The 26,938-nt window shown below is 68.7% G+C and carries 26 protein-coding genes and 1 tRNA gene; 10 read left to right on the top strand and 17 right to left on the bottom strand.

Going from position 1 to position 26,938, the window contains the following annotated elements:
- The 5 genes from ASE86_RS15380 to hflK all read right to left on the bottom strand — a co-directional run.
- Nucleotides 1–1,099, bottom strand: a 1,099-nt coding sequence (locus tag ASE86_RS15380; RefSeq protein WP_056429154.1) for a M20 metallopeptidase family protein, incomplete at its 3' end; no start/stop codon positions are given.
- Between the two features lie 41 nt (nt 1,100–1,140).
- Nucleotides 1,141–2,805: a helicase HerA-like domain-containing protein gene (locus tag ASE86_RS15375; protein WP_056428875.1), complete on the bottom strand. Its 1,665-nt coding sequence runs from the start codon at nt 2,803–2,805 to the stop codon at nt 1,141–1,143.
- A gap of 59 nt (nt 2,806–2,864) precedes the next feature.
- The gene (locus ASE86_RS15370; RefSeq protein ID WP_056428873.1) at nt 2,865–4,406 is read right to left on the bottom strand and encodes a Do family serine endopeptidase; all 1,542 of its coding nucleotides are present in this window, start codon (nt 4,404–4,406) and stop codon (nt 2,865–2,867) included.
- A 112-nt stretch (nt 4,407–4,518) separates the two neighbouring features.
- Nucleotides 4,519–5,355 (bottom strand): protease modulator HflC, encoded by an 837-nt coding sequence (gene hflC / locus ASE86_RS15365; RefSeq protein WP_056428871.1) that lies wholly within the window; start codon nt 5,353–5,355, stop codon nt 4,519–4,521.
- 20 nt (nt 5,356–5,375) lie between these two features.
- Nucleotides 5,376–6,524: a protease modulator HflK gene (hflK, locus tag ASE86_RS15360; protein WP_056428868.1), complete on the bottom strand. Its 1,149-nt coding sequence runs from the start codon at nt 6,522–6,524 to the stop codon at nt 5,376–5,378.
- A 74-nt stretch (nt 6,525–6,598) separates the two neighbouring features.
- On the opposite strand from hflK, the gene ASE86_RS15355 reads away from it, so the two are divergent.
- The 3 genes from ASE86_RS15355 (at nt 6,599) to ASE86_RS15345 (ending at nt 8,299) form a co-directional block, all read left to right on the top strand.
- Nucleotides 6,599–7,555 (top strand): Mrp/NBP35 family ATP-binding protein, encoded by a 957-nt coding sequence (locus tag ASE86_RS15355; protein WP_056428861.1) that lies wholly within the window; start codon nt 6,599–6,601, stop codon nt 7,553–7,555.
- A 1-nt stretch (nt 7,556) separates the two neighbouring features.
- Entirely contained in the window at nt 7,557–7,994 is a 438-nt protein-coding gene (locus tag ASE86_RS15350) for a CoA-binding protein (RefSeq protein WP_056428859.1), read from the top strand.
- A 116-nt stretch (nt 7,995–8,110) separates the two neighbouring features.
- A complete protein-coding gene (locus tag ASE86_RS15345) occupies nt 8,111–8,299 on the top strand; it encodes a hypothetical protein (protein WP_056428858.1) in 189 nt (62 codons plus the stop codon).
- On the opposite strand, the gene dapD is transcribed toward ASE86_RS15345, so the two are convergent.
- The gene (dapD, locus tag ASE86_RS15340) at nt 8,277–9,086 is read right to left on the bottom strand and encodes a 2,3,4,5-tetrahydropyridine-2,6-dicarboxylate N-succinyltransferase (RefSeq protein ID WP_056428855.1); all 810 of its coding nucleotides are present in this window, start codon (nt 9,084–9,086) and stop codon (nt 8,277–8,279) included. The two genes, ASE86_RS15345 and dapD, sit on opposite strands and share 23 nt — an antisense overlap.
- Nucleotides 9,083–9,754 carry a pyrimidine 5'-nucleotidase gene (locus ASE86_RS15335; protein WP_056428853.1) on the bottom strand — a complete coding sequence of 224 codons (672 nt, stop codon included), beginning with the start codon at nt 9,752–9,754 and terminating at the stop codon, nt 9,083–9,085. Before ASE86_RS15335 ends, dapD begins: the two co-directional genes overlap by 4 nt.
- Before the next feature lie 242 nt (nt 9,755–9,996).
- Here ASE86_RS15335 and ASE86_RS15330 point away from each other — a divergent pair, with 242 nt between their 5' ends.
- The gene (locus ASE86_RS15330) at nt 9,997–10,977 is read left to right on the top strand and encodes an LLM class flavin-dependent oxidoreductase (protein ID WP_056428851.1); all 981 of its coding nucleotides are present in this window, start codon (nt 9,997–9,999) and stop codon (nt 10,975–10,977) included.
- Between the two features lie 137 nt (nt 10,978–11,114).
- Here the strand turns inward: ASE86_RS15330 and ASE86_RS15325 are convergent, their stop codons facing one another.
- From ASE86_RS15325 to ASE86_RS15315, 3 genes are read right to left on the bottom strand one after another with little or no spacing between them, the layout of a single operon-like run.
- Nucleotides 11,115–12,482: a sensor histidine kinase gene (locus ASE86_RS15325; RefSeq protein WP_056428848.1), complete on the bottom strand. Its 1,368-nt coding sequence runs from the start codon at nt 12,480–12,482 to the stop codon at nt 11,115–11,117.
- Nucleotides 12,483–12,514: 32 nt separating this feature from the next.
- Nucleotides 12,515–13,195: a response regulator transcription factor gene (locus tag ASE86_RS15320; protein ID WP_056428844.1), complete on the bottom strand. Its 681-nt coding sequence runs from the start codon at nt 13,193–13,195 to the stop codon at nt 12,515–12,517.
- Between the two features lie 28 nt (nt 13,196–13,223).
- Nucleotides 13,224–13,517 carry a hypothetical protein gene (locus tag ASE86_RS15315; protein ID WP_156347216.1) on the bottom strand — a complete coding sequence of 98 codons (294 nt, stop codon included), beginning with the start codon at nt 13,515–13,517 and terminating at the stop codon, nt 13,224–13,226.
- Nucleotides 13,518–13,730: 213 nt separating this feature from the next.
- Between ASE86_RS15315 and ASE86_RS15310 the strand changes: the two genes are divergently transcribed.
- A complete protein-coding gene (locus tag ASE86_RS15310; protein ID WP_056428842.1) occupies nt 13,731–15,509 on the top strand; it encodes an ABC-F family ATP-binding cassette domain-containing protein in 1,779 nt (592 codons plus the stop codon).
- Nucleotides 15,510–15,644: 135 nt separating this feature from the next.
- Here ASE86_RS15310 and ASE86_RS15305 read toward each other — a convergent pair whose 3' ends face one another.
- On the bottom strand, nt 15,645–16,763 hold the full coding sequence (locus tag ASE86_RS15305) for a copper resistance protein B (RefSeq protein ID WP_056428838.1): 1,119 nt from the start codon (nt 16,761–16,763) through the stop codon (nt 15,645–15,647).
- Nucleotides 16,760–18,607, bottom strand: coding sequence for a copper resistance system multicopper oxidase (locus ASE86_RS15300; RefSeq protein WP_082441964.1), 1,848 nt, complete (start codon nt 18,605–18,607; stop codon nt 16,760–16,762). Before ASE86_RS15300 ends, ASE86_RS15305 begins: the two co-directional genes overlap by 4 nt.
- Nucleotides 18,608–18,711: 104 nt before the next feature.
- Here ASE86_RS15300 and ASE86_RS15295 point away from each other — a divergent pair, with 104 nt between their 5' ends.
- Genes ASE86_RS15295 through ASE86_RS15285 form a run of 3 tightly spaced genes read left to right on the top strand, consistent with a single transcriptional unit; the run spans nt 18,712 to nt 22,882 of the window.
- The gene (locus ASE86_RS15295; protein ID WP_056428836.1) at nt 18,712–20,364 is read left to right on the top strand and encodes an MFS transporter; all 1,653 of its coding nucleotides are present in this window, start codon (nt 18,712–18,714) and stop codon (nt 20,362–20,364) included.
- Complete coding sequence (locus ASE86_RS15290; protein ID WP_056428831.1) at nt 20,361–21,506, top strand: HlyD family secretion protein; 1,146 nt, start codon at nt 20,361–20,363, stop codon at nt 21,504–21,506. The genes ASE86_RS15295 and ASE86_RS15290 overlap by 4 nt, the downstream gene beginning before the upstream one ends.
- The gene (locus ASE86_RS15285) at nt 21,503–22,882 is read left to right on the top strand and encodes an efflux transporter outer membrane subunit (RefSeq protein WP_056428830.1); all 1,380 of its coding nucleotides are present in this window, start codon (nt 21,503–21,505) and stop codon (nt 22,880–22,882) included. The genes ASE86_RS15290 and ASE86_RS15285 overlap by 4 nt, the downstream gene beginning before the upstream one ends.
- On the opposite strand, the gene ASE86_RS15280 is transcribed toward ASE86_RS15285, so the two are convergent.
- From ASE86_RS15280 to ASE86_RS15265, 4 genes are read right to left on the bottom strand one after another with little or no spacing between them, the layout of a single operon-like run.
- Nucleotides 22,879–23,616, bottom strand: a complete 738-nt coding sequence (locus tag ASE86_RS15280) for a haloacid dehalogenase type II (protein WP_056428828.1) — start codon at nt 23,614–23,616, stop codon at nt 22,879–22,881. The two genes, ASE86_RS15285 and ASE86_RS15280, sit on opposite strands and share 4 nt — an antisense overlap.
- On the bottom strand, nt 23,613–24,089 hold the full coding sequence (locus ASE86_RS15275) for a PaaI family thioesterase (protein WP_056428827.1): 477 nt from the start codon (nt 24,087–24,089) through the stop codon (nt 23,613–23,615). Before ASE86_RS15275 ends, ASE86_RS15280 begins: the two co-directional genes overlap by 4 nt.
- Nucleotides 24,079–24,678, bottom strand: coding sequence for a 2-hydroxychromene-2-carboxylate isomerase (locus tag ASE86_RS15270; RefSeq protein WP_056428823.1), 600 nt, complete (start codon nt 24,676–24,678; stop codon nt 24,079–24,081). Before ASE86_RS15270 ends, ASE86_RS15275 begins: the two co-directional genes overlap by 11 nt.
- 12 nt (nt 24,679–24,690) lie before the next feature.
- Nucleotides 24,691–25,431 carry an SDR family NAD(P)-dependent oxidoreductase gene (locus tag ASE86_RS15265; protein ID WP_056428819.1) on the bottom strand — a complete coding sequence of 247 codons (741 nt, stop codon included), beginning with the start codon at nt 25,429–25,431 and terminating at the stop codon, nt 24,691–24,693.
- Nucleotides 25,432–25,509: 78 nt separating this feature from the next.
- Here ASE86_RS15265 and ASE86_RS15260 point away from each other — a divergent pair, with 78 nt between their 5' ends.
- On the top strand, nt 25,510–25,950 hold the full coding sequence (locus ASE86_RS15260; protein ID WP_056428817.1) for a winged helix-turn-helix transcriptional regulator: 441 nt from the start codon (nt 25,510–25,512) through the stop codon (nt 25,948–25,950).
- Nucleotides 25,951–25,998: 48 nt separating this feature from the next.
- On the opposite strand, the gene ASE86_RS15255 is transcribed toward ASE86_RS15260, so the two are convergent.
- Nucleotides 25,999–26,083 (bottom strand) — tRNA-Leu (locus ASE86_RS15255).
- A 110-nt stretch (nt 26,084–26,193) separates the two neighbouring features.
- On the opposite strand from ASE86_RS15255, the gene ASE86_RS15250 reads away from it, so the two are divergent.
- Nucleotides 26,194–26,850, top strand: coding sequence for a peptidylprolyl isomerase (locus ASE86_RS15250; RefSeq protein WP_056428815.1), 657 nt, complete (start codon nt 26,194–26,196; stop codon nt 26,848–26,850).
- Nucleotides 26,851–26,938: the final 88 nt, after the last annotated feature.

Below are 26,938 nucleotides of genomic sequence, written 5' to 3'. Positions count from 1 at the left end.
CGGTCCCTTCCGGCGCGACGCCGATGAAGGCCATGCAGCCGGGAACCTGCGCCAAGACATAGCTGAAATCCTCGCCGCCCATCATCGGGGCGGGCATCGTCATCCAGCCGGCGTGCGGGTCCATGTCCTCGGCCAGGTCGCGCACCAGCGCGATCGCGCGCGGGTCGTTCATCGTGACCGGATAGCCCTCGTCGATCCGCACTTCGGCGGTGCAGTCGTGCGCCAGCGCGACATGCTCGGCGACGCGCTGCAGACCCGCCCGCGCCGTTTCGCGGGTCTGCGACGACAGCGTGCGCAGCGTGCCGAGCATCGTCACGTCGGACGGCACGATATTGTAGGCCGACCCGGCTGCGATCTTGGTGATCGACAGGACGGCGGGGTCGCTGACCGGGATGGTGCGGGCGATGAAGGCGTTGAGCGCGGTCACGATCTCGCACGCGACGGGAATCGGATCGACGCATTCGTGCGGCATCGCGGCGTGGCCGCCCCGCCCCCGGATCGTGAAGTTGAGCGCGTCTGTCGAGGCGAGCAGCGGCCCCGGGCGGCTGACGACGGTGCCGGCGGGAATATTCGGCGAGATGTGCAGCGCGAAGGCGGCGTCGGGCCGGGCGATGTCGAGCAGCCCGTCATCGATCATGAAGCGCGCACCGTGATAGCCTTCCTCGCCCGGCTGGAACATGAAGACGATGGTACCGGGCAGATCCTCGCGCCGTGCACACAGCGCGCGCGCCGCGCCGACCAGCATGGCGGAATGGCTGTCATGGCCGCAGGCGTGCATCGCGCCGGGGATGGTGCTGGCGAAGGCGAGCCCCGTTTCCTCCTGCATCGGCAATGCGTCCATGTCGCCGCGCAGCAGGACGGTGCGGCCGTTGTCGCCCTTGCCGCCTGCGCCCCCGCGCAGGATCGCGATGAAGCCGGTCGTCGATCGGCTCTCGTGGATTTCGAGCGGCAGGCCGTCGAGAGCGGCGCGCAGCTTGGCGGTGGTCTTCGGGCAGTGGAGGCCAACTTCGGGCTCGGCATGGATCGCGCGGCGCAACGCGATGATGTCAGGGAGTTCGGCCGCACCGGCGGCGGTCCAGCGGGTGGTGGGGGCGTTCATGGGGCAAGACTACGCCGCCCCGCCCCGCCCGCCAACCCCGATCAGCCCTTGAACAATCCGCCCAGCACGCCGCGCACGAGCCCGCCGAGCAATCCGCCGCTCGACGACCGGCTGCGCGACGATCCGCCGAGCACGGCCTTCGTCACCTCGTTCGCGATCGTGCGGCCGACGGTCGAGCTGGCGGAGCGGGTGGCCGACGTGATCGCCTTGTTCCACGGGCTGTTCGCCGCCTCGCGCTCGGCGGCGCGCTGGGCCTGGGCGTCGACGCGGGCCTGGCGTTCGGCCTCCCTCTGCGACTGCAACCGGGCGCGTTCGGCCTCCTTGGCGGCCTGCGCATCGGCCTTTGCTGCAAGCGCGGCGGACTTGTCGGCTTCGGTCTGCGCCTTGGCCGCGGCGGCGGCGGCAGCGGCTTCGCCAGCCTTCGCGCTCAGCAATTCCTCGGCGCTCTCGCGATCGATGCGTTCGTCGTATTTGGCGCCGATAATGTCGGTCTGGATCAGCACGCCGCGTTCGACCGCCGTTACGGGGCCGACCCGGCTCGACGGCGGCTTGATGAGCGTGCGCTCGACCGGCGCCGGCGCGCCGTCCGGCTGGAGCAGCGACACCAGCGCCTCGCCGACCTTCAGCTCGGTGATCGCGGTGGCGACATCGACCCCGGGGTTGGCGCGGAAGGTTTCCGCCGCAGAGCGCACGGCCTGCTGGTCGCGCGGCGTAAAAGCGTTCAGCTTGTGCTGGACGCGGTTGTTGAGCTGTGCGGCGACGGTGTCGGGGATGTCGATCGGGTTTTGGGTGATGAAATAGACGCCGACCCCCTTCGACCGGATAAGGCGGACGACCTGTTCGACCTTTTCCAGCAGCGCCTTAGGCGTGTCGTTGAACAGCAGGTGGGCTTCGTCGAAGAAGAACACGAGCTTGGGCTTGTCGGGATCGCCGACCTCGGGAAGCGTCTCGAACAGTTCGCTCAGCAGCCACAGCAGGAAGGTCGAATAGAGCTTCGGGCTGGCCATCAGCTTGTCGGCGGCCAGGATGTTGACAACGCCGCGCCCGCGGTCGTCGGTCGCGATGAAATCGGTGATGCTGAGCGCTGGTTCACCGAAGAAATGCTCGCCGCCCTGGCTGCGCAGTTGCAGCAGCGAGCGCTGGATCGCGCCGACCGACTGCTTCGACACATTGCCGTAGGTGACGGTCAGTTCGTCGGCGCGGTTCGCGCATTCCGCCAGCATCGCCTGGAGGTCGTCGAGGTCGAGGAGCAGCAGCCCTTCCTGGTCGGCGACGTGGAAGGCGATGTTGAGCACGCCTTCCTGCACTTCGTTCAGGTCCAGCAGCCGCGCGAGCAGGACCGGGCCCATTTCGCTGACGGTAGTGCGGATCGGATGGCCCTGTTCGCCGAACAGGTCCCAGAATTGCGTGGGATTGTCCCCGTAGGTCCAGTCGGTCAGGCCGAGCTCGGCAGCGCGTGCGGCAAAGATCGCGTGAGTCTTCGACTGCGGCGAGCCGGCCATGGCGAGGCCGGACAGGTCGCCCTTCACATCGGCGACGAAACTGGGGACGCCCTCGCGGGCGAAGCCTTCGACGATGCCCTGGAGCGTCACCGTCTTGCCGGTGCCGGTCGCGCCCGCGATCAGGCCGTGGCGGTTGGCGCGCTTGAGGACCAAGTCCTGTCGCGTGCCGTCCGCACTGGCGCCGATGAAGATCGAGTCGGCCATCCGCTATCCCCTAACCTGATTTGGTTCGGGGATAGCGGATGCCGCGCACCACTCAAAGCCTACTTGATATCGACCGCGACGTAGCGGCCACCCAGGCGCGCGCGCTGGAAATAGATCAGCACCGTCTTGCGATTGGCCGCCTTGGCCGCGGCGATCGCCGCCGATGCCTCGGCCGGGGTGGTCACCGGCTTGCGATCGATCGAACTGATGACATCGCCGCGCTGAAGGCCCTTGGTCGCCAGATCGCTCGACTGATCGACCTGTACGATCACGACGCCGCGCACGGTCGCCTCAAGCCCCAGCTGGCGAGCGATCTGCGGGGTCAGCGGCACGACCTGCGCACCGAGCGAAGCCGCGGCCGACGTCTGGTTGCCCTGGTCGTTGCCGCCGGGCAGGCCGTCGTCGTCATTGTCGTCACCGGCGGTCGCCAGCTGGTCCTCGGGCGGACGCGTGCCGACCGTCGCGGTGACGGTCATGCGCTTGCCGTCGCGGATCAGGTCGATCGGGATACGCGTGCCCGGCGCCTGGTTCGCGACCAGGAAGGACAGCGTCTGGTCCGGCGTCACGTCCTGCCCGGCGACCTTCAGCACGACGTCGCCCTGACGGATGCCGGCCTTGTCGGCGGCCTCGCCCGGCTCGACCCGCGCGATCAGCTCACCGACATTCTTCGGCACGCCGAACGCTTCGGCCAGACCCGGCTGATCGGCCAGCGACTGGATGCCGACGCCCAGATAGCCGCGCTGGACGCTGCGACCCTTCATCAGCGTGTCGATGACGGGTTTGGCGACTTCGGCGGGGATCGCGAAGCCGATGCCGACATTGCCGCCAGTCGGCGAGAAGATCTGCGAATTGATGCCGATGACGTTGCCGTTCAGGTCGAACATCGGGCCGCCCGAATTGCCCTGGTTGATCGACGCATCGGTCTGGATAAAGCGGTCGGCGTTGCCCGGCTGGGTGCCGGTCGAGCGATGCACCGCCGACACGATACCCGCAGTCACGGTGCCGCCCAGACCGAACGGGTTGCCGATCGCGACAACCCAGTCGCCGACACGCGCGCGCGCCGAATCGCCGAAGCGCACGAACGGAAGGTTGGTCGCGTCGATCTTCAGCAGCGCCAGGTCCGACGTCGGATCGCGCCCGATCAGCCGCGCCTTGTATTCCTTGCGGTCGCTGAGCGTGACGGTGATCGTCTCGACGACGGCATTGCGCGTGCCCGCCGAAATGACGTGGTTGTTGGTCACGACATAGCCATCGGCCGAGATGATAAAGCCCGATCCCAGCGACTGCGCCTGGCGCGTCACGGGGGCGCCGCTGCCGCTACCACCGCCCTGACCACCAAAGAAATTCTCGAACGGCGTGCCGGAGAACGGGTTCTGCTGCTGGTTCAGCGTCACGCGCTGGGTGGTCGAGATGTTGACGACCGCCGGCTGGAGCTTGGCGACCATGTCGGCAAAGCTCATCGGCGCGCCGGCACGCGGGGCGGATGCGCTGATCGCGCCCGGTTCGTTCTGCGCGGTCTGTGCGCCGATCGGCGACAGGGTCATGGTGGCGGCGGTGCCGCCCAGCAGGAGGGCGGCGGTCAAGGCGTAGGCGTAGCGCACGTGCGTGATATTCCTCTCGGTAAACTTGAAGACCCCTCTGGCGACAGTCTCGCCTCCGGTTGCTGAACGCCAACTGAAGGCAATCGCTCCCGCCGCCTGCTCCCTGCTCGTCCTATCGTCCCCCGAATTCGCGCAGATAACCGTTCTGCGGGCTCAGGATGATCGACGTTCCGCCGCGGCCCTCGTCCGGCTGGCCGTCGGCGCCGAAGGTGTAGCGATATGACTGCATCGCGCGGTAGAAATCGTAGAATTGCGGGTCCTTGCCGAACGCATCGGCATAGATCTTCGACGCCTGCGCGTCGGCATCCGCCTGGACGATCTGTGCGTTCCGCTGGCCCTGTGCGCGGATAGTCAGCGCCTGCTGCTGGCGCGCAGTCCGCATCCGGTTGAGCGCGGATTCGAGCGGCGTGCCATCGGGCAGGTCGGCATGCTTGATCCGCACATCGACGATCTGGACGCCGTACTGCGCCGCGTAATTCTGGAGCCGGGTCTGGATATTGTCCATCACCTGGCCACGCTCGGGGCTGAGGAGCGTCGCGAACTCGACCTTACCGAGCTCCGCCCGCAGCGCGGAGCTGAACAACGGCTGGAGCGCGGAAGTCACGCCTTCCTCGCTGCGCGCGGTCACCACCATCTTCAACGGATCGACCACGCGGAAGCGGGCATAGGCGTCGACCTGCAACCGCAGCTGGTCGGTCGAGAGCACCGGCTGGTTCTCCAGATCGACATCGAGCACGCGCTTGTCGACCCAGACGATGCGATCGACGAACGGGATGCGCGCGATGACGCCGGCGCCGGTGTTGCCGAAATCGGTGTTCGGCTGCCACGCATTGACCGTCCGCACGGGTTGTTCGAACCGCAGGATCACCGCCTGGCGCTTTTCATCGACGATGGTGAACGTCGACAGCAGGACGATGACGCCCGCGAGCAGCGCGATGCCGAGGCCCATCGGGCCCTTCAACCAACCGGTCACTGGCCGCCTCCCTGCTGGACCGCGGGTGCGGGCGTGGTCGGCTCCGGCAGGCGCTTGGCCGCTTCAGGGAGCGGCAGGTAGGGCGTCACGCCGGGCGCCTCGATGATCGTCTTGTTCGACTTGGCAAGCACGGCTTCCATGGTCTCGTAATAGAGGCGGCGGCGCGTCACTTCGGGCGCGACCTTGTACTGTTCGTAGATCTTGTCGAACTTCGCGGCTTCACCCTGCGCGCGGGCGATGACCTGCTGGGCATAGGCACGCGCGTTGTTGAGGTTGGCCTGCGCCTGCTGCTGTGCGGCCGACACCGCCTTGAAATCGTCGTTGACCGCCGCGGGCGGGTCCGCCTTCGAAATGGCGACACCCTGAACCATGATGCCCGAATTATAATCGTCGAGCACCTGCTGCATCGCCTGCTGGACGCGTGCCTCGATGACGGTACGACCGCGGCCGATCGCCTGGTCGAGCGTCACGTCGGCGACGGTCGCACGCATCGCACTTTCAGCGGTCGCGCGCACGGTGCTTTCGGGATCGCGGATCTGGAAGACGAAATCCTGCGGATTGGCGATGTTCCAGCGCACCTGATAGCCCAGATCGACGATGTTCTGATCGCCGGTCAGCATCAGGTTCTCGCCCGAGCCGGATGTCGGAAAATTCTCTTCGCGGATCGCGCGTACGTTGACCTTCGTCACGCTGTTGATCGGCGCCGGCATGACCAGATGGATGCCGGGTTCGAGCACGCGCGAATATTTGCCGAAGAACGTGACGACGCCGCGTTCCTGCGGACTGATCTGCTGGAAGCTGGTAAAGACAAGCCAGATCGCGGCGATGACCGCGACGCCGATCACCCACAGCCGCTTGGCGGGCAGGCCCCCGCCGGGGAATCCGCCGCCCGAGAAGCCGCCCCCGCCGCCCCCGCCGGTCTTGGCGCGTTTCAGCAATTCGTCGAGGGCGCTCGGGCCACCGGGCCGCGGGCGCCGTCCCTCGGGCGGGAACGACCAGGGATTGCGCGGGCCGTCGCTGCCGCCACCACTCCCCTTGCCGCCATTGCCGTCACCGCCGGCGGGCGGGCCGCCCCAGGGGCTCTTGGGTGGGTCGTTGCGAAGGATGCTGCCGCCGAGCGTGGCCAGCCCCGAAAAGATGCTCATGCCTGTCTTTATAGGTGCCCTATCGGAGAAAAACAGTGGCACGGCGCGTGGGCGGACCTAAATCGCCAAGGGACATGAATGATACGCCCCAAACTCCCTCTGGCCTCCCCGGCCTGCCCCCCGGCGCCACCGCCCGCATCGACGGCGGCCGCGCCAGCATCATCCTCGACGTGACCGGCCTGTCGCCGGACGAGGCCGACGCCCGCGAAGGCGCCGCGCGCGCGGCCGCCGACGCGGCGGGGCTGGAGGCACGGATCGCGCGTACCGCGTCGCGGGTCGCCCGGCGGCTGATCGCGGTCGCCAGCGGCAAGGGCGGCGTGGGAAAATCGACCGTCTCCGCCAACCTCGCGGTCGCGCTGGCCAAGCGCGGGCGGCCGGTCGGGCTGGTCGATGCGGATATCTCGGGGCCATCGCAGCCGCGGCTGTTCGGTGTCGAGGACGCGACGCCCGATGCCGCCGACAAGCGGATGTTTCCGGTGCCGACCGCTGCCGGCGTCCCGATCGTCTCGATGGGAATGCTGGTGCCCCGGGCCCAGGCGATCGCCTGGCGTGGCCCGATGCTGGCGGGTGCGCTCAGCCAGTTGCTCGACGCACATTGGGGCAGCGCCGATCCGCTGATCCTCGACCTGCCGCCCGGCACCGGTGACGTGCAATTGACGATGGTCCAGAAGCATCGCCCGGCGGGTGCGGTTATCGTCTCGACCCCGCAGGACCTGGCGCTGATCGACGCGCGCCGCGCGATCGATTTCTTCGTAAAGGCCGGCGTGCCGATCATCGGCCTGATCGAGAACATGGCGGGCTACGCCTGCCCGCATTGCGGCGAGGTGAGCGACCCGTTCGGATCGGGCGGGGCGCAGGCGGATGCCGAGCGGCTGGGCCTGCCGTTTCTTGGCCGCATCCCCTTGAGCCGCGACGTCCGCGCCGCATCGGACGCGGGCACGCCGCCGGCCGCCGGGAACGGGTCGGACGCCCTGGCGTTCGATGGAGTGGCGCAGGCGGTCGACGACTGGCTCCGCGCCAACGGAGGATGATATGCCGCTGACCCGCGACGAGGACATCAAGGCGCTGCTCGAAAGCGCACGGACCATCGCGCTGGTCGGCGCGTCCGACCGGCCCGACCGCCCGAGCTACGGCGTGATGCGGCGGTTGCAGGATCACGGCTACCGCGTGATCCCGGTCAATCCGCAGATCACGGGCGAGCACGTCCACGGCGAATTCGTCTTCCGCGAGCTGGCGCAGCTGGGCGACCCGATCGACATCGTCGACATCTTCCGCCGCCCGCAAGCCGCGGGCCAGGCGGTGGACGAGGCGATCAAAATAGGCGCCAAGGCGGTGTGGATGCAGTTGGGCGTCGTCAACGACGAAGCCGCTGCGCGCGCCGAGGCGGCGGGGCTCAAGGTCGTGATGGACCGCTGTCCGGCGATCGAGATCCCGCGGTTGGGTGTTGCACGCGTTTCGTTGGAAAACTGAGTTAAATCAGTCCATTAATTCCTTAGTCACTAACCAGTATCAGATCGCCGACCGAGCGTTTCGCGTACGTACCGCATCAGTATTGCGTCCCGTACCATTCGAGGAGGCACCCGGCGATGTCGCAAATCGACCTGACCTATTACCGCAGCCGCCTGACCACCGAGCGCGCGCGTGCCGACGCGTGCGAGCAGGTCGAGGTCCGGCGTATCCATGCCGAGCTGGCCGAACGCTACGCCATCCTGGTCGGCGAGCGTCCGGCGATGGTCGAAGTCAACGTGCCCGTCAGTCGCGCAGCAATTCGTTGATGCCCGTCTTCGACCGGGTCTGCGCATCGACCGTCTTGACGATGACCGCGCAGTAGAGCGCCGGGCCGTCCGGATTGGTCTTCGACGGCGCGCTGCCCGACACGACGACCGAATAGGGCGGGACTTCGCCGCGATATTCGTGGCCGGTCGCGCGGTCGATGATGCGGGTCGACGCGCCCAGGTACACGCCCATCGACAGCACCGCGCCTTCGCCCACGCGGACGCCTTCGGCCACTTCGGCCCGCGCGCCGATGAACGCGCCGTCGCCGATGATGACCGGATCGGCCTGGAGCGGCTCCAGCACGCCACCGATGCCGGCCCCGCCCGACAGGTGGACGTTGCGGCCGATCTGCGCGCACGATCCGACCGTCGCCCAGGTGTCGACCATCGTGCCTTCACCGACATAGGCGCCGATGTTGACGAAGCTCGGCATCAGCACGCAGTTCCTGCCGATGAAGGCACCGCGGCGCACCACACTGCCCGGCACCGCGCGGAAGCCCGCGTCGCGGAATTGCTCGGCGCCCCAGTCGGCGAACTTCAGCGGCACCTTGTCGTACCAGCCGTCCATGGGCACGTTGTCGTTCAGGCGGAACGACAGCAGCACCGCCTTCTTGAGCCACTGGTTGACCTGCCAGCCCTCCCCCACAGGCTCGGCGACGCGCGCGGTGCCGGCGTCGAGCATCGCCAGCGCCTCGCCCACAGCGTCGCGAACGGAGCCCGTGGTGGCAGTGGTGAGCGACGCGCGGTCATCCCAGGCGGCGTCGATGGTCGCTTGCAGGTCGGTCATTCAGGGTCTCCCAACAGGTCGGCGAGCCAGGCGGTCAGGTCCGCGGTCGCATGGTCGATGTACGGCGCTCCTCGCGCCTCGGGCTGTGCTTCCGATCCGTTGTCGATCCACAGCGTGGTCATGCCGATCGCCCTGGCCGGCGCCAGGTTGCGCGCCATATCGTCGGCGAAGAGGGCTCGGGTCGGATCCAGGGCGTAGGCGTCGCACAGGCTCTGGTAGGCGGATGCCGCCGGCTTCGGGGCGAGCGCCATCGCGTGGATGTCGTGCACGCCTTCGAAGGTCGCACCCAGGCCCAGGCGGCCGAGCACCTTTTCGGCATAGGGCCCGTCGCCGTTGGTGAACACGATCTTGCGCCCCGGCAACCGGGCGATCAGCGCGGCGAGCGGCGCGTTTTCCTCCAGCACGTCCATCTCGACGTCGTGGACGTAATCGAGGAACTCGTGCGGATCGATGTCATGGTCGGCCATCAGCCCGGCCAGCGTCGTGCCGTGGCTGAGGAACCAGCCGCGCCGGAGCGCGGACGCCTCCGCCTCGGGCAGGCCCAGCCTGTCGGCGATATACCCGGTCATCCGCGCCTCGATCGGCGCGAACAGGTTGCAGGACGCCGGGTAAAGCGTGTTGTCCATGTCGAAGACCCAGGCTTCGATGTGGGCGAGGTCGGCGCGCATGGGCGAGGCGCTTAGGGCAACGTCGCGGCAAGAAGAAGAGAGATTGTTCAGAGACGGCGCAAAGGCGCGAAGACTGGTTGCCGTTGCCGCGCCGGCAGCCTTTATCCCCTGCGTGGCTGCGGGAAAATCTCGCTGACGCAAGACGATGCCTCAGGCGATTCCTCTCAGCGCCTTCGCGCCTTCTCCGGACCAAACTTCTTCTTCTCTTCCCGAGCCTTGCCCCCACCCCCACATCGGCGATCATGATACCGTACAGCTTCCTCGATCTCGTCCCCATCCTCCAAGGCGGCACCGCCACCCAGGCGCTGACGAACGCCGCCGACCTCGCCGCCCACGCCGAAGCCGAGGGCTTCACGCGCTACTGGGTCGCCGAGCATCATGGGATGCCCGGCATCGCCAGCGCGGCGACCGCGGTCGTCATCGGCCACCTCGCCGCCGCGACCCGGACGATGCGCGTCGGCGCCGGGGGCATCATGCTGCCCAACCACGCGCCGATGGTGATCGCCGAGCAGTTCGGCACATTGGACGCGCTGTATCCCGGCCGGATCGACCTGGGCCTCGGCCGCGCACCGGGTAGCGACGGGCGGGTCGCGCGGGCGCTGCGCCGCACGCTCGACAGCGATCCCAACGCCTTCCCCCGCGATGTGGTCGAATTGCAGAGCCTGTTCGCCGACGACGGCGCAACCGGCATCCATGCGACGCCCGGTGGCGGGGCGGACGTGAAGCTGTGGATTCTCGGGTCGAGCACCTATGGCGCGCAGCTCGCCGCGATGCTCGGGCTGCCGTACAGCTTCGCCTCGCACTTCGCGCCGGATTCGCTCGATGCGGCGGCGGACATCTACAAGCGCGACTTCACCGGAACGGCCAAGCCGCATTTCATGCCCGCGTTCAACGTGATCGCCGCCGACACCGACGAGGAGGCGCAGGTCCTCGCGACATCGCAGCAGCAGGCGTTCGTCGCGATCCGCACGACCGGGACCGGCATCAAGCTGCCCCCGCCCGTCCCCGGCTATCGCGACAGCCTGCCGCCGCAGGCCGCGGCGATGCTCGACCATGTGCTGTCGTGCACGGCGGTCGGATCGCCGGAAACGGTCGCGGCGGGCCTGCGCGCGTTCATCGCGCGGACGGGAGCGGATGAAATTCTGCTGACGAGTTCGATCCACGACCAGGCGGCGCGGAAACGGAGTTTGAGCATCGCCGCGGCGGTGATGCGGGGGCTGTAAGAATCCCCCCCACTCGCGGGGAGGGGGACCAGCCGGAGGCTGGTGGAGGGGGCTTACCACCAGCGACACCCTATGCGGCACACCCCCTCCACCACCGCTTCGCGGCGGTCCCCCTCCCCACTCGCGGGGAGGATCTTTCAGGCGGACGGCAGCCGCAACCGCACGAGCAAACCGCCCAGGTCCTCGCTTTCCTCCAGGCTGGCCGTGCCCTCGTAGATTTCCGCCACGTCGCGCACGATCGCAAGACCAAGGCCGGTGCCCGGCTTGCCCGAATCCAATCGGACGCCGCGGTCGAAGATGCGAATGCGGTCCGATTCGGGGATGCCCATCCCGTCGTCCTCGACCAGGATTTCGACGAAGCCCGCAGTCGCGCGTACCGTCACGAACACGCTGCCGCCGCCGTATTTGGCGGCATTCTCGACCAGGTTGCCGAGGATCTCGTCGAGGTCCTGTCGCTCGATCCGCGCGAGCAGGTCCTTTTGCCCATCCACATCGATGCGGACGTTCGGGTAAAGCCGCGCGACGGCACGCTCGACCGCCTCGACCGATGGCCAGACCTCCGCGCGGCTGTGCGCCGACCCGCGCCGGCCGACCGCGCGCGCACGGGCGAGGTGGTGATCGACCTGCCGGCGCATCGTCCGCGCTTCGCGGATCACGGTTTCGGCGAGGTCCGCCTGCCCCGCGGCGGCGGCGTTCATGATGACGGTCAGCGGCGTCTTCAGCGCATGGGCGAGGTTGCCGGCGTGGCGCCGGGCCTCCTCCGCCTGTCGATCGTTGTGCGCGACCAGCGCGTTCAGTTCCTCGACCATCGGCGCGATTTCGGCAGGCATCTCGCCCTCGACACGGGTCGATTTGCCCTCGCGCAGTCGCTGGATTTCGACGCGCAGCTTGCGCAACGGGAGCAGGCCCCAGATCGTCTGCAGCGCGACCATCACGATCAGGCCTGCGCCCAGCAGCAGGAAGCTGCGGATGAGCACCCGGCGCAGCGCGGCGATCTGTTCGTCGAGCACGATCGTGCTCTGCGCGATCTGGAACCGCCAGCGCACGGAAGATCCCGGCAGCGTCACGTCGCGTTCGACGACCCGCAGCTTCTCGTCGGGAAACTGCGTCGAATCATAGATATGCGCATCCATGTCGCCATGCCGGCGATCGGTCGCGAGGCGCCGGTCCCACAGCGAGCGCGACGGGAAAGGCGCGAAATTACCGCCGCTGACCTGCCAGTAGACGCCCGAGTTTGGCTCCAGAAAGCGCTGGTCGGCGAGCTGGCGGCTGAAGATCACTTCGCCCTCCGGCCCGATTTCGGCGGCGACCAGCATGGTGTTCAGCAGGAAATCGAGCTGGTCGTCGAAATTGCTGCTGACCGCCGATGTCAGCACCCGGTCGAGCGCATAGCCGCCGCCGGTCAGGAGCACGAGGATCCACGCCGCCGCGATGGCGATCATCCGGCGCGAGATCGATCCGGTGACGCGGACATAGGTGCGTGGGGGGTCGGTGGGGGTCGTCATAACCCTCTCCCCCATCGGGGAGAGGGCTTTTATCATTCGCTCGGCCGGCGCTCGTCGGGTTCGTCCAGGCTGTAGCCAAGCCCGCGGATCGTCGTGATGACGTCCTGGCCCAGCTTCTTGCGAATGCGCGTCACGAACACTTCGATCGTGTTCGAATCGCGGTCGAAATCCTGGTCGTAGATATGTTCGATCAGCTCGGTGCGGCTGACGACCTTGCCCTTGTGATGGAGCAGGTAGCTCAGCAGCTTGTATTCCTGCGCGGTCAGCTTCACCGGCTCGCCGGCCTTGGTGACCTTGCCCGAGCGGGTGTCGAGGCGGATGTCGCCGGCGGTCAGCTCTGCCGAGGCGTTGCCCGACGCGCGGCGGATCAGCGCACGCAGGCGCGCGATCAGTTCCTCGGTCTGGAACGGCTTGGCGACGTAGTCGTCCGCGCCGGCGTCGAGTCCGGCGACCTTGTCCGACCAGCTGTCGCGCGCGGTCAGCACCAGCACCGGTGCGGTGCGGCCTTCCCTGCGCCAGCGGTCGAGCACAGTCAGGCCATCGACTTCGGGCAGGCCCAGATCGAGGATGATCGCGTCGTATTGCTCGGTCGAGCCGAGGAAATGTCCCTCTTCGCCATCCGTCGCCAGATCGACGGCATAGCCCGCCCCCTCCAGCGTGTTGCGAAGCTGCTGGCCGAGATTGGGTTCGTCCTCGACGATCAGAACGCGCATTCGATATCCCCTTGTCCTGTCGCCGGTGTCAGCGGCTGCGGCCGATGATGTTGCCCGACCGTCCGTCGACCATCACCCAGATCAGCGATCCATCGCGCAGGAACTTCAGAGTGTAAACCGCGGTTCCCGAATCGAAGTCGACGCCGAGATACCGGGCGCCCTGCATCGACGGGATCACCCGGCGCTGGATTTCGGCGAGCGGCAGGATCCGCCCCTCCCGCCGCGCGGCCAGCACGGCATCCTGCTCGCGGGTCTGCGATGGCGACGCGGGCGCAGCTGTGGTCAGCAACAGTCCGGTGAGGGCGGTCAGGAACATCGTCATGGGCGTCCAGATAGGTGCAACGCTTTGAACGGACTGTGAATGGTCGTTGCAGGGGAGTGTCAGGATGGCCTGGGGGCGTGGTATTTGGGTCACAGTCGTCGAGCGGTCACGACGCGGCAAAGCCGCGTCGTCGGTCGTCGCTCTGGGCGACGCCGGCCGAGCCCGCGCTTGAGCCTCGATTTAGCTGCGCTAACTCGCTAGGCCGCGCGGCTTATGGCAGCCCCTATCCTTTCCTACGAAAAGCTCGGCCTCGTCCAAGGCTCCGGCTGGCTTTTCCGCGACCTCGACCTGTTCATCGGCCAGCGCGACCGGCTGGCGCTCATCGGGCGCAACGGCGCGGGCAAGACGACGCTGCTGAAGCTGATCGCCGGCACGATCGATTCCGACGAAGGCCGCCGCACGATCGTGCCGGGGACCAAGGTGATCCTGCTGGAGCAGGACCCGAAGGTCGACGGCTTCGCGACGCTGCGCGATTTCGCGCTGTCGGGGGACGGCGCGCCCGAGCCGCACGAAGTCGAATCGATCGCCGACCAGCTGGGCATCGACCTGGACCGCGAGGCGGCGACCGCAAGCGGCGGCGAGCGGCGGCGTGCGGCGATCGCGCGGGCACTGGCGATGGACCCGGACGTCCTGCTGCTCGACGAACCGACCAACCATCTCGACATCCATGCGATCGAGTGGCTGGAGGACTGGTTGTCGCGCTTCCGCGGCGCCTTTGTCGCGATCAGCCACGACCGCGCGTTCCTGACCAACCTGACCAAATCGACGCTCTGGCTCGACCGCGGCAAGATCCGCCGCGCCGAAGTCGGCTTCGGCGGGTTCGAGGCGTGGACCGAAACCGTCTATGCCGAGGAGGAGCGTAACGCCGCGCGGCTGGATGCGAAGCTGAAGATCGAGGAGCATTGGCTCCAGCGCGGGGTCACCGGGCGACGGCGGCGCAACCAGGGGCGGCTCGCCAAGCTGAAGGAGATGCGTGCGGAACGCGCGGCCATGCAGGGACCGCAGGGCGCCGCCGCGCTGTCCGTCGCCGCCGACGACAGCAAGACCAAGGTCGTCATCGACGTGAAGGGTGTGACCAAGCGGTTCGGCGAGCGCGCGATCATCAGGGACCTGAACCTGCGCGTCACCCGTGGTGACCGCCTGGGCATCGTCGGCGCGAACGGTGCGGGCAAGACGACGCTCCTCAAGCTGCTGACCGGCGAACTGGCGCCCGACGAGGGCACGATCCGCCTCGCCAAGACGCTGGACGGCATCGTCATCGACCAGCAGCGCAAGCTGATGGCGGCGGACAAGACCGTGCGCGACGTGCTGACGCAGGGCGGCGAGTGGATCGACGTGCTGGGCGCCAAGAAGCATGTCGCAGGGTATCTGAAGGAATTCCTGTTCGATCCGAGCCTGGTCGATGCGAAGATCGGCACGCTGTCTGGCGGCGAACGATCGCGCCTGCTGCTCGCGCGCGAGTTCGCGCGGCCGTCGAACCTGTTGGTGCTCGACGAGCCGACCAACGACCTCGATCTCGAAACGCTCGACCTGTTGCAGGAAGTCATCGCGGATTACGCCGGCACCGTGCTGATCGTCAGCCACGACCGTGATTTCCTAGACCGCACGGTGACGGTGACGCTGGGTCTCGACGGATCGGGAACGGTCGATGTCGTCGCGGGTGGCTATGCGGATTGGGAGGCCAAGCGGAAGCCGAAGTTCGCCGCCAAGACCCCGGTGAAGGCTGTGCCGGTCGCGGAGGCCCCGAAGCCGAGATCGGCGAAGCTGTCGTACAAGGATCAGCGCGACTACGACCTGCTGCCGAAGCGGATCGAGGAGCTGGATGCGGCAATCGCGCGGGACGAGGCGGCGCTGCACGACGCAAATTTGTTCACGCGCGATCCGAAGAAGTTCGATGCGCTGATGGCCTCGGTCGCAAGCGCGCGGGATGAGAAGGACGCCGCGGAGATGCGCTGGCTGGAACTGGCAGAGATGGTCGAAGGGTCGGGCTGAAAGCAACCGCGCAACCCCACCGTCACACCCGGTGCTCCCGCGGAGGCGGGAGCCGAGGGTTGTAGAGCGACGGACATGGTAACTCTGGGCTCCCGCCTTCGCGGGAGCACGGATGGTGTGGGTTAAGCGCCTCCGTTAAAACCAGGCGCGGACGCCCAGAACCAGACCGACGCCGCCCGTCCCCTCGTCATCCGCTCGCGCATAGCGGGCGGTGCGACCGAACCGGCGCTCCCACGCCACGCCGACATAGGGCGCGAATTCGCGGGCGATTTCGTAGCGCAGGCGCAGCCCCGCCTCGGCATCGGTCAGACCGCCTCCGATCCGCTCGGCGCGCATGTCCTGCGCCGACCAGTTCACCTCGACGCGTGGCTGGAGGATCAGGCGCTGGGTGATGCGCTGGTCGTACGTTCCCTCGGCCCGCGCGCGCAGGTCGCCCTTGTCGGACAGGAACAGCGCAGCTTCGACATCGAACCAATAGGGCGCGAGGCCTTCGACCCCTAACACCGCATCGGTTCGCTGCGCGCCCCGGCCGATCCCCTGCCGCACGCCGGCCTGCAGGTTGAAATAGGGATCGATCGCGCGCGAATAGAGCGCCTGGATCTCGGCGCCTTCGACCCGGTCGCCGAACGCCCCCTCGCCCTCGCTCTTGATCGCCAGCCGGTTGATATCGCCGCCGAACCACGCCTCGCCGTCCCAGCGATAGCCATTGCGGCCGCCGCGAAAATCGACCTCGGCGAGGTTCAGCATGACCTGCGAGAACTGCATCCCGCCATGCTCGCGCCGGAGGGCGCTGCGCGCCGACGCCATCGCCTCGGCGCCCCAGATGCGATCGGCGTAGGTCGCCGACGGCGCCGTCGGGGCCGGAGCATTGCCGGCCGGACGTGCGGTGCCCTGCGGCTCGGCGGGTGCTGTGGCAGGCGAACAATGCCCCATCGCCGCGTGCTCCGGCGGGCAATCCCCGGTCGCGGCCGGCATCGTCATCGTCATCGGGGCGGGGCTTGCCTTCGCTGCCTCGGGCGGCGCGCAATGTCCCATCGCGGCGTGTTCGGGCGAGCAGGTCGTCGCCGGCATTGCAGCAACCGGCTTGCGCGGTGGCTTCGGCGCCACCTTCCTGGACTTGGTCACGGCGGCCTTGCGCGCGGGCTTCGGCCCGGCCTTTGCCGTTGGTTTGGGCATCGGCATCGTCATGCCGGGCATGTGGCTGTGGTTCATCGCCTGCGCCGCGACGGTCGCCAGCAACGCCAGCGCGATCATGCCGCATCGCCTTCGCCGCGGACGCTGACGACCTGCATCATGCCGGCGTGCATGTGATAGAGCATGTGGCAGTGAAAGGCCCAGTCGCCGACCGCATCGGTGGTGATGTCGAACGTCACCGTCCCGCCCGGCTGGACCTGCACCGTATGCTTGCGCGGCGCGTGGTCGCCGTGGCCGGTGACGAGTTCGAAGAAATGGCCGTGGATGTGGATCGGGTGGCCCATCATCGTGTCGTTGACCAGCGTCACGCGCACGCGCTCGTCCTTGCGGAACGGGATCGGCGCCTTCACCTCCGACAGCTTCTCGCCGTCGAACGCCCACATATAGCGTTCCATGTTGCCGGTCAGGTGGATGCGCAACTGCCGCGAGGGCGCGCGGACGTCCGGGTTGCGCGTCGCTGCCACCAGGTCGCGGTAGACGAGCACGCGGTGGCCGACATCCTCCAGCCCCTGCCCCGGCTCGCCCGTGCGATCGACGGGCATGGGGGCGATGGTCTGGACGGTCGGCGTCTTCTTCACCTCCGGCGCGTTCGCGAAGTCGCGCATCGCATGATCCATCGCGGCCGGAGCGGCGGATGGCGCGGCCGGCGTGCAATGTCCCATCGCGGCGTGCTCGGGCGGACAGGGATCGGACGTGGCCGCAGGTGCGCCGTGCCCCATCGCGGCGTGGTCCATGCCCGACATTGAGTCGTGATCCGTTCCGATCATGGCGCCGTGGTCCATCCCCCCCATCCCCATGTCCTTCATCGACGCGATGGGGCGCGGTCGCAGCGCCGGCACCGCCGCGACCAGCCCCGCGCGCGGGGCGAGCGTCGCGCGGGCCATGCCGGAGCGGTCGACGCTCTCGCCGACCAGCGTATAGGCGCGGTCGTCGGTCGGCTGGACGATGACGTCGTAGGTCTCGGCGACCGCCACCTGCATCTCGTCGATAGCGACCGGGCGGACGGGCAGGCCATCAGCTTGGACGACCGTCATCGTCAGCCCCGGGATCCGCACGTTGAAGGTCGTCATGGCAGACGCATTGATGATCCGCAGCCGCACGCGTTCACCGGGGCGAAACAGCGCGGTCCAGTTGTCGCGCGGGCCGTGGCCGTTAACGAGATAGGTGTAGGTCGCCCCCGTCACGTCGGCGACGTCGGTCGGGTCCATCCGCATCGCCCCCCAGTTGCGGCGTTCCTTGGCCGACTGGCCGCGCCCGGCCAGTTGCCCGGCCAGCGTCTGCTTCCGGTAGTTGAAATAGCCGCCCTGCAATTTCAGCCGGCGGAAGATCGCGTGCGGGTGAAGCGGGCTATGGTCGCTCAGCACGATGACGTGCTCGCGGTCGAACGCGATCGGGTCGGCACCGGCAGGGTCGATGACGATCGGGCCGTAGTGGCCCATCTGTTCCTGCAAGCCGGAGTGACTGTGATACCAGTACGTGCCCGACTGGATCACCGGAAACTCGTAGGTAAAGGTCGAGCGCGGGCGGATGCCGGGAAAGCTCACCCCCGGCACGCCGTCCATGTGGAACGGCAGCAGCAGGCCGTGCCAGTGGATCGACGAATCCTCGTCCAGCGTGTTTTCGACATCCAGCCGCACGCGCTGCCCCTCGCGCAGGCGGATCAGCGGCCCCGGCACTGTGCCGTTCAGGCCGATGGCGTGGCTCTGCCGCCCGTCGATCGTCATCATCTGGTGCGCGATGCGCAGAACGATGTCGTCGCCCGATACCACCGGCAAGTCCCGCACGAGTCCCGCCGACACCGGTTGCGCCCAGGCCGGATACCACTGCGCCAGCGCCGTCGTGCCGCCCATCGCCAGCCCGGTGCGCAGCAGTCCGCGCCGATCGATCGTCGAACCATCCGTCATGCCTGATCCCATGCCGCCGCTGTGCCCTGCGCACAATGCACGTCGCGTGAACCACGCGTCGCCGGCACTTCGTATTGCCGCGAAGGGAGAGTAGAAGCGCGAGAATGTCGATCGCCAGCCGGATCAGACGCGTCCTTGCCGAGGAGCGGTGGGACTATGCGCCCCATGAGGTCCCGGTCATGCCGGGGTCGCCGGGATCGCCTGCGCATCCCGGTCAGCGCAAGGCGGCCTATGTCGCGGTCGCGGTGTTGCTGGGACTGACTGGAGGGCTGGGCAACGCGCTGGTCGCGGTGAACACCACGACGCTCGGCGGTTCGCTGGGGCTCGATCCGGTGCAGGTCGCGTGGCTGCCGACCGTGTACGTCATGACCAACGTCAGTGTGAACCTGCTGCTCATCAAGTTTCGACAGCAGTTTGGTCTCAGGCCCTTCGCGCTGCTCTTTCTGGGCGTCTATGCGCTCTTGTGCCTGGCGCATCTGTTCGTCAGCGATTTCACCTCCGCGATTGCCGTGCGCGCGGCGAGCGGGCTGGCCGCGGCACCACTCAGCACCTTTGCGCTGTATTACATCATGCAGGCGATGCCGCCCGCCGCGCGACTGAAGGGCGTGGTGCTGGGCATCGGCATCCCGCAATGCGCGACGCCGCTGGCGCGGATGTTCTCGCCGGAGCTGCTCGCGATGAGCCAGTGGCGCGCGCTGTACCTGTTCGAACTGGGTCTCGCGATGCTCAGCCTGGCCGCCGTGCTGGTCTTCCGCCTGCCGCCGACCGTCCGGCAAAAGGCGTTCGAGCGGATGGATTTCGTCACCTTCGCGCTGTTCGCGACCAGCATGGCGCTGTTCGCCGCGGTGCTGGGGCTGGGGCGCATCGTGTGGTGGACGCAGGCCGCGTGGATCGGCTGGGCGCTGATCGCGGCGATCCCGATGCTCAGCGTTGCCCTGCTGATCGAGCACGGTCGCGCCAATCCGCTGCTCAACACGCGCTGGCTGGCGAGCGCGGACATCGTGCGCTTTGCCATCGTCACGGTCATGGCGCGGATCGTGCTGTCCGAACAGACCCTGGGCGCGGTCGGGCTGCTGACCGTGCTGGGCCAGACCAACGACCAGTTGCAGGCCTTCTTCACGATCATCGCGGTCGCTTCGGTCGCCGGTGTGCTGGTCAGCGCCGCGACGCTGGACGTCCAGCGGCTGACGCATCCGGTGATGCTGGCGATCGGGCTGGTCGCGGTCGCGGCGTATTTCGATTCGCATTCGACCAGCCTGACGCGCGCGCCGCAACTCTATGTCACCCAGGCGCTGATCGCGTTTTCGGCGACCTTTTTCCTCGGGCCCGCCCTGCTGTTCGGCATGACCCGCGCGCTGAAGGAAGGAAGCGGCCACATCATCAGCTTCATCGCGCTGTTCGGGATCATCAATTCGCTGGGCGGATTGGGCGGCGCCGCACTGCTCGGGACATACCAGGTGGTGCGCGAGAAGGCGAACAGCGCAGCGCTCGTCCAGGCGATCGACCCGACCGACCCGATCGTCCAGCAGCGCCTGGCGGCCGGTGCCGCCGGCGTCGGCCGTGTCGTCGGCGATCCCGCGCTGCGCACCGCGGAAGGCGGCGCGCTGCTGTCGCAGGCCGCGACGCGCGAGGCGAACGTGCTGGCGTTCAACGATGTGTTTCGTCTGGTCGCGGTTCTCGCCGCGCTGACCTGTGCCTATCTCGCCTTCCTCCTCATCCGCCGTGCCATCCGCGCGCGGCGTCCGGAACCCGTATGACCGACACCCGCACGCCCGTCGCCACCGCCCCCGCCACCGAGGAGAAGCTGGCTGAGGCCGGCACGCCGCCCGCCGCGCCCACGGGCTCCGGCTGGCGACCGCCTGCGCTGTCGCGCACCGCGTTGATCGTCGTCCTGCTGCTGACGCTTGTCGGGATCGCCGCGGTGATGATGGCGTGGCGGATCGGGCCGTTCACGACCGCGGAGGAGAGCACCGACAATGCCTATGTCCGCGGGCGCGTGACGGTCATCGCGCCGCAGGTGTCGGGCTATGTGACAAAGGTGCTGGTCCGCGACTTCGCGACGGTCCAGCCCGGCCAGCCGCTGGTGACGATCGACGAGCGGATCTATGCCCAGCGCGTCGCCCAGGCAGCCGCGCAGGTCGCCGCGCAACAGGCGACGCTCGCCAACAGCCGCCAGGCCGCCGCCAGCCGTGCCGCCAGCGTCCAGGTGCAGGACGCCGCGGTCGAGAATGCGCGCGCCCAACTGATGCGCGCGCGGGCCGACATGGCGCGCGTCGACGACCTCGTCTCCGATGGCTCGGTCTCCCTGCGCGAACGCGACCAGACCCGCGCGGCATTGCGCCAGGCGCAGGCCGCGGTCGCCCAGGCCGAAGCCGCCCGCGAGATCGCCCGGCAAGACGTGCGCACGGTCGAAGTCGGTCGCGGCGGTCAGGCGGCCGGCGTATCGGGGGCGGAAGCGGCCCTGCGCCTCGCGCGCATCGATCTCGCCAACACCGTCATCCGCGCGCCCGAAGCCGGGCGGTTGAGCGAAGTCGGCGTCCGCGTCGGCCAATATGTCACCGCAGGCTCGCAACTGCTGTTCCTGGTCCCGCCCGAAGTCTGGGTCATCGCCAATTTCAAGGAAGCGCAGACCGCGCGTATCGCGGTCGGCCAGCCGGCGAGCTTCACCGTCGACGCGCTCGCGAACGGCCGGCTGACCGGCCGTGTCGAACGGATCGCCCCGGCGACGGGCAGCGAATTCGCGGTGCTGAAGTCCGATAATGCGACTGGCAACTTCACCAAGGTGCCGCAGCGCCTGGCGGTTCGCATCCGAATCGACCCCGGACAGCCGCTTGCGCGACGCCTGCGCCCGGGCATGTCGGTCGTCGCGCACATCGATACCGGAGCGGCGCCGCGATGAGACGCGCTCGCGCCCTGCTGCCCTTGCTGCTGCTGGCGGGCTGCGTCTCACCGGGTCAGCGCGCGTCCGCCCCGCCGGCGGCGGCGGTCGCCCCGCCCGCGTCCTGGCGCACCGCGCTTCCCGGCACCGCCCCGGTCACCGCCGACTGGTGGACGGCGTTCGGCGACCCCGCGCTGACCGCCCTCGTCCAGCGCGCGCTGGCCAACAACGTCGACATCGCGGTCGCCGCCGCCCGCGTCGAGGAAGCCCGCGCGTCCGAGGCGCTGTCGCGCGCGCAGTTGCTACCGCAGGTCGGCGGACAGGTGCCCGAAACGCAGGGCCAGACGCTCAGCCCGTTCGGCACGCCGTCCCGCGCGATCGGCGCGCAGCCTGCGATCACCGCCAGCTTCGACCTCGACCTGTTCGGCCGCCTGCGCCTGGCCAGCCGGGCGGCACGTGCGCAGTTGCTGGCAACGGAGGGTGCGCGCGACACCGTGCGACTTGCCACCGCCTCCACCGCCGCAAGCGGCTACATCACGCTCCGCGCGCTCGACCAGCGCCTCGCCATCGCGCGCGCGACGCTCGCCGCACGCAGCGACGCGCTCAGAATCGCGCGGCGGCGATACGAGACGGGGTATTCCTCGCGCCTCGAATATCGCCAGGCGCAAGCGGAATATGCCGCCACCGAGCAGCTCGTGCCGCAGGCTCAACTCGCGATCGCGCGGCAGGAAAATGCGCTGTCGCTGCTGGCGGGCGACACGCCGGCGCCGATCGCGCGCGGCCTGCCGCTCGACCGGCTGCTGCGCCCGGCGATCCCCGCCGGCCTGCCCGCCGACCTGCTGCGCCGCCGTCCGGACCTCTACCAGGCCGAACAGACCCTGGTCGCCGCCGACCTGTCGCTCGACAGCCAGCGCGCTGCGTTCCTGCCCAACCTGTCGCTGACCGGATCGGCCGGCGTCGTGCTGTCGACCGCGCTCGAGAATCCGGTCGGCGTCTTCTCGCTCGGCGCCAGCATCCTCGCGCCGATCTTTGACGGCGGGCGACTGGCCGCGCTGGAGGATGCCGCGACCGCACGGCGCGACCAGGCCGCCTTCGCCTATCGCAAGACCGCGCTGACCGCGTTTCGCGAGGTCGACGACGCGCTGGCCGGCGTGCAGCGCGCGGGCGAACAGGTCGCCGCGCTGGAGGCGCAGGTGGCGGCGACGCGCGGCGCGGTCGGCAACGCGACCAACCGCTACCGCGCGGGGTACTCAAGCTACATCGAGCAGCTCGACGCGCAACGCAGCCAGCTCGGCGCCGAGTTGAGCCTGGTCCAGGCCGCCGCCGACCGTCTGACCAGCTATGTCGCGCTCTACCAGGCGATGGGCGGCGGCTGGCGCGGCGGCGACATGCCCTAGCACCCCAGCCGGTCGGCCAGATCACCGAAATCGCGGCAGTTCCAGTTCCAGTCCTGCCGCGCGGCGGCGTCGGGTGCAGGTTGCCCGCCATATTCGCGCGGGCGATCGACATAGGCCGTCATCATCCCGCACGCGCGTGCCGCCGCCAGGTCGCTGTGATGCGCCGCGACCAGGCACAGGTCGCCCGGCGCGATGTCCAGCAGGCGCGCAGTTTCCAGATAGGCGCGCGGATCGGGCTTGTAATGGCCGCTCACGTCGGCGCCCAGGATCGCATCCCATGGCAGGCCGCCGCGCCGCGCCATCGCCAGCATCATCGCGATGCCGCCGTTGCTGAGCGTCACCAGCGGCACGCGCGCCTTCAGCCGCATCAGCCCGGCCACCACGTCGGGCCACGGGTCCAGCCGGTGCCAGGCGCGGGTCCACTCGGCGAGCAGGTCGGCGTCTAGCCCGGCCGGATCGATGCCGATCCCGCGTAGCGCTGCATCCAGCATCTCGCGGTGCAGCACGTCGAGCGTGACGAACGCGCGGCCCGACGCGGCATAGTCGCGCATCGTGGACAGATACTGCATCCGCCAGATGTCGGCGAAGTGCGCCGGATCGACATCCGGCCGGCCGATCCGGGCCAGCGCGTCGGCACTGTCGCGCGCGACGCAGCTGCGCCAGTCGACGACCGTCCCGAACACGTCGAATGCCAGCACTTTCGGCAGTACACGACTGCTATCGGCAACGGTCATTGCTGGAACGTGCCCGGCCGCCCGTGCGCCGCTTCGAACACCAGCAGCGTCGATGTAGCGGTCGCGCACAGCCGGCCGTCGCCGTCGGTCAGCCGCGCTTCCGAAAAGGCGACGCGCCGACCGAGCGACACCAGCCGCCCCTCCGCACGCACGGTTCCGCTGCGTTCGCTCAGGCCGCGCAGGTACGACACTTTCAGCTCCAGGGTCGTGTGACCCATCCCCTCGCCCAGCGCCGACGCTACCGCGACACCGCACGCGCTGTCGAGCAAGGTCGCCGCATAGCCGCCGTGGACACCGCCCAGCGGGTTGTAGACGCTGCGGTCGGGGGTGCCTTCGAACACCGCGCGCCCACGCTCGGCCTCGACCAGGCGAAAGCCCAGTGTCGTCCCCATCGGCGGCTGGCGGTCCTGCGCGATCCAGTCGCGCAGTAGCGTCAGCCCGTGCGGTTCGTCGCCCGCCACCTCAGCGGCCACTGACCAGCGCCTCGATCTGGCCCAACCGTTCCTTGCCGAAGAACATTTCGTCGCCGACGAAGAAGGTCGGGATGCCGAAGGCGCCGCGCGCGACCGCACGATCGGTGTTCGCCGCCAGTTCGGCCTTGACCGCGGGATCCTGCGTCGCCGCCGCGATCGCCTGTCCGTCCAGCCCGGCGGCATCGAGCACCGCGACGAATTCGGCCGGATCGTCCATCTTGCGTCCGTCCTCCCACATGCCCGCACAGACCGCATCGACAAAGCGTTCCGCCTCGCCGCGGTGCTGCGCGACGACCATGCCGCGCATCGCCAGCAAAGTATTGACCGGGAAATGCGGATTCATGCGGAAGCGCGTCAGGCCGTGCCGGCGGACGAAGCGCTCCATCTCCAGCCGGTCGTATTCGAGCTTGCCCGCCACGCCCGCGAACGTCTCCATCGGCGCGCGATTGCCCGTCGCCTTGAAGATGCCGCCCAGCAGGCACGGCGTCAGCGACACGCGCGCGCCGGTCCGTGCGGCAATGTTGGGCAGGACCTTCAGCGCGAGATACGCATTGGGGCTGCCGAAATCGAAAATCACCTCGATCGTCACGGGTCCGCTCCTTCAGAAAGTCTCGCCCCACGGGCGCAGGTCGAGTTCATGCGTCCACGCCGATCGCGGCTGGCGGTGCAGCCAGACATAGGTCTGCGCGATCTCATCGGGCTTCAGGATGACGTCGCGCTCCAACAGGTCGGCGACATCGTCGGTCCGCGACCGGGTGAAGACGCCGTCGATCGCCCCGTCGCAGATGATGTGGACGACATGGATACCCTGCGGTCCGAGTTCGCGCGCCGCCGATTGCGCCACCGCGCGCAGCCCGCTCTTGGCCGCGGCAAAGGCGCTGAAGCCCGCACCCCCGCGCAGGCTGGCGGTCGCGCCGGTGACCAGAATGGTGCCTCGCCCGCGCGGGACCATGACGCGCGCTGCCTCCCGCGCGGCGAGGAAGCCCGAGAAGCACGCCATTTCCCACACCTTGTGGAACACCCGCACAGTCGTCTCGCGCAGGCCGAACCGGACGTTCGCGCCGATGTTGAAGACGACGATCTCGATCGCCCCGATTTCCGCCTCGATCCGGTCGAACAGCGCGGTCGTCTCCTCTTCCGACCGCGCGTCGACGCCGAAGGCATGGGCCTTGCCGCCGGCGCTGCGAATATCGGCGACCAGCGCGTCCAGCCGGTCGAGGTTGCGCGCGCGACGCGTGACGCAGACGGTATGGCCCGCCGCGGCGAAGGAGCGGGCGATGGCGCCGCCCACGCCCTCCCCGGCGCCGATGACCAGGCAGACGCCGGGCACTCCGTCGGTCATGCTTCACCTCTCCTCGACCTGCTGCTAGAGTAGGTTCAGTTTCAAGACCGAGTCAATCGGTCCGACTGGAGCGGCACGATGAAATGGGACGATATCGCCGGGCAGGCATGTTCGGTCGCCCGCACCCTGGCGATCTTCGGCGATCGCTGGACGCTGCTGGTGCTGCGCGACTGCTTCCTGGGCATCCGGCGGTTCGAGGATTTCCAGACGCGGCTCGGCATCCCCAAGGCGACGCTTGCCGATCGCCTGCGCCGGCTGGTCGCGGCGGACGTGCTGGCGACGGTCGACTATTGCGAGCGACCACGGCGCGCCGAATACCGGCTGACCGCACGGGGGCACGACCTCTACCCGCTGCTGATCGCGATGGTCGACTGGGGCAACCGGCACCTGGCCGGCGCAGACGGCCCGCCGCTGGTGCACACCCACCGGCTGTGCGGGCAGGATTTCCACCCGATCACCACCTGCTCCCACTGCGCCGCGCCCCTTGCGGCACGCGAGGTTTCGGTGCGTCCGCGCTGACGTCCAGGGCCAGACCGACGCAGCCGGGTCGCAAATCCTGAAAAACGGTGGTGCCCCTGGCCGGACTCGAACCAGCATGCCTTGCGGCAACCGATTTTGAGTCGGTCGCGTCTACCAATTTCGCCACAGGGGCAGCGAGGGCGCATCCGCTAGACGATGCGGGCAGCCAGGGCAAGCGCTTGCTCAGGAGCCGGCGGCGGGATAGCCGGGCGGCGTTCGCCTTCCCATATCCGCGTCGTGACCATGCGTATCCCGTTCTCGCTCCTTGCCTTCACTCTTGCGCTGCCGGCGGCCGCGGCGGAACCGATCAATCGGCCGACGCCGGGCTATGTCCGCGTCCGGCTGACCACGTCGGCCGGGCCGATCGTCCTGGCCCTCGACGCCAGGCGGGCGCCGCGGACGACGGCGAACTTCCTCGCCTATGTCGACGACGGGCGGCTGGACGGGACGGTGTTCTACCGCTCGGCGCGCAAGAAGATCGATCCGAAGGCGGGGTTCATCCAGGGCGGCATTCGCCAGGACGCGCGGCGGATGCTGCCGACGTTCCCGCTGGAAAAGACCACGCAGACCGGCATCCGGCACATCGATGCGACGATCAGCATGGCGCGCCCGGCCTATGGCGGGTCGGCCGGCGGCAATTTCTTCATTACCGTGGGGGCCGCGCCCAACATGGACGCGAAGGGCAGTTACGAGGGCTATCCCGCCTTCGGCCGCGTTGTCGCCGGCATGGACGTGGTGAAGCGCATCCTGGCCCTGCCGACCGGCGGCGGATCGGGCGCGATGAAGGGGCAGATGCTGTTCAGGCCCATCGCCATCGTCAACGCGCGGCGGCTGGACGGCAAACCCAAGCCGACGGGACTGCCCAAGCCGTGGCTGATGGGACTCCCGGTTCGCGAATAGCGCTCCGGACAATGAACTCTGACCACCCCGCTGTATTGGACTGGCCAGTCGGCCAGTGTCATGATTACAGGGTGTGATAGAGGGAGGG

It is taken from the genome of Sphingomonas sp. Leaf33, from assembly GCF_001421785.1.
Lineage (GTDB): Bacteria > Pseudomonadota > Alphaproteobacteria > Sphingomonadales > Sphingomonadaceae > Sphingomonas.
This window is presented reverse-complemented; position numbering and strand designations above follow the sequence as displayed.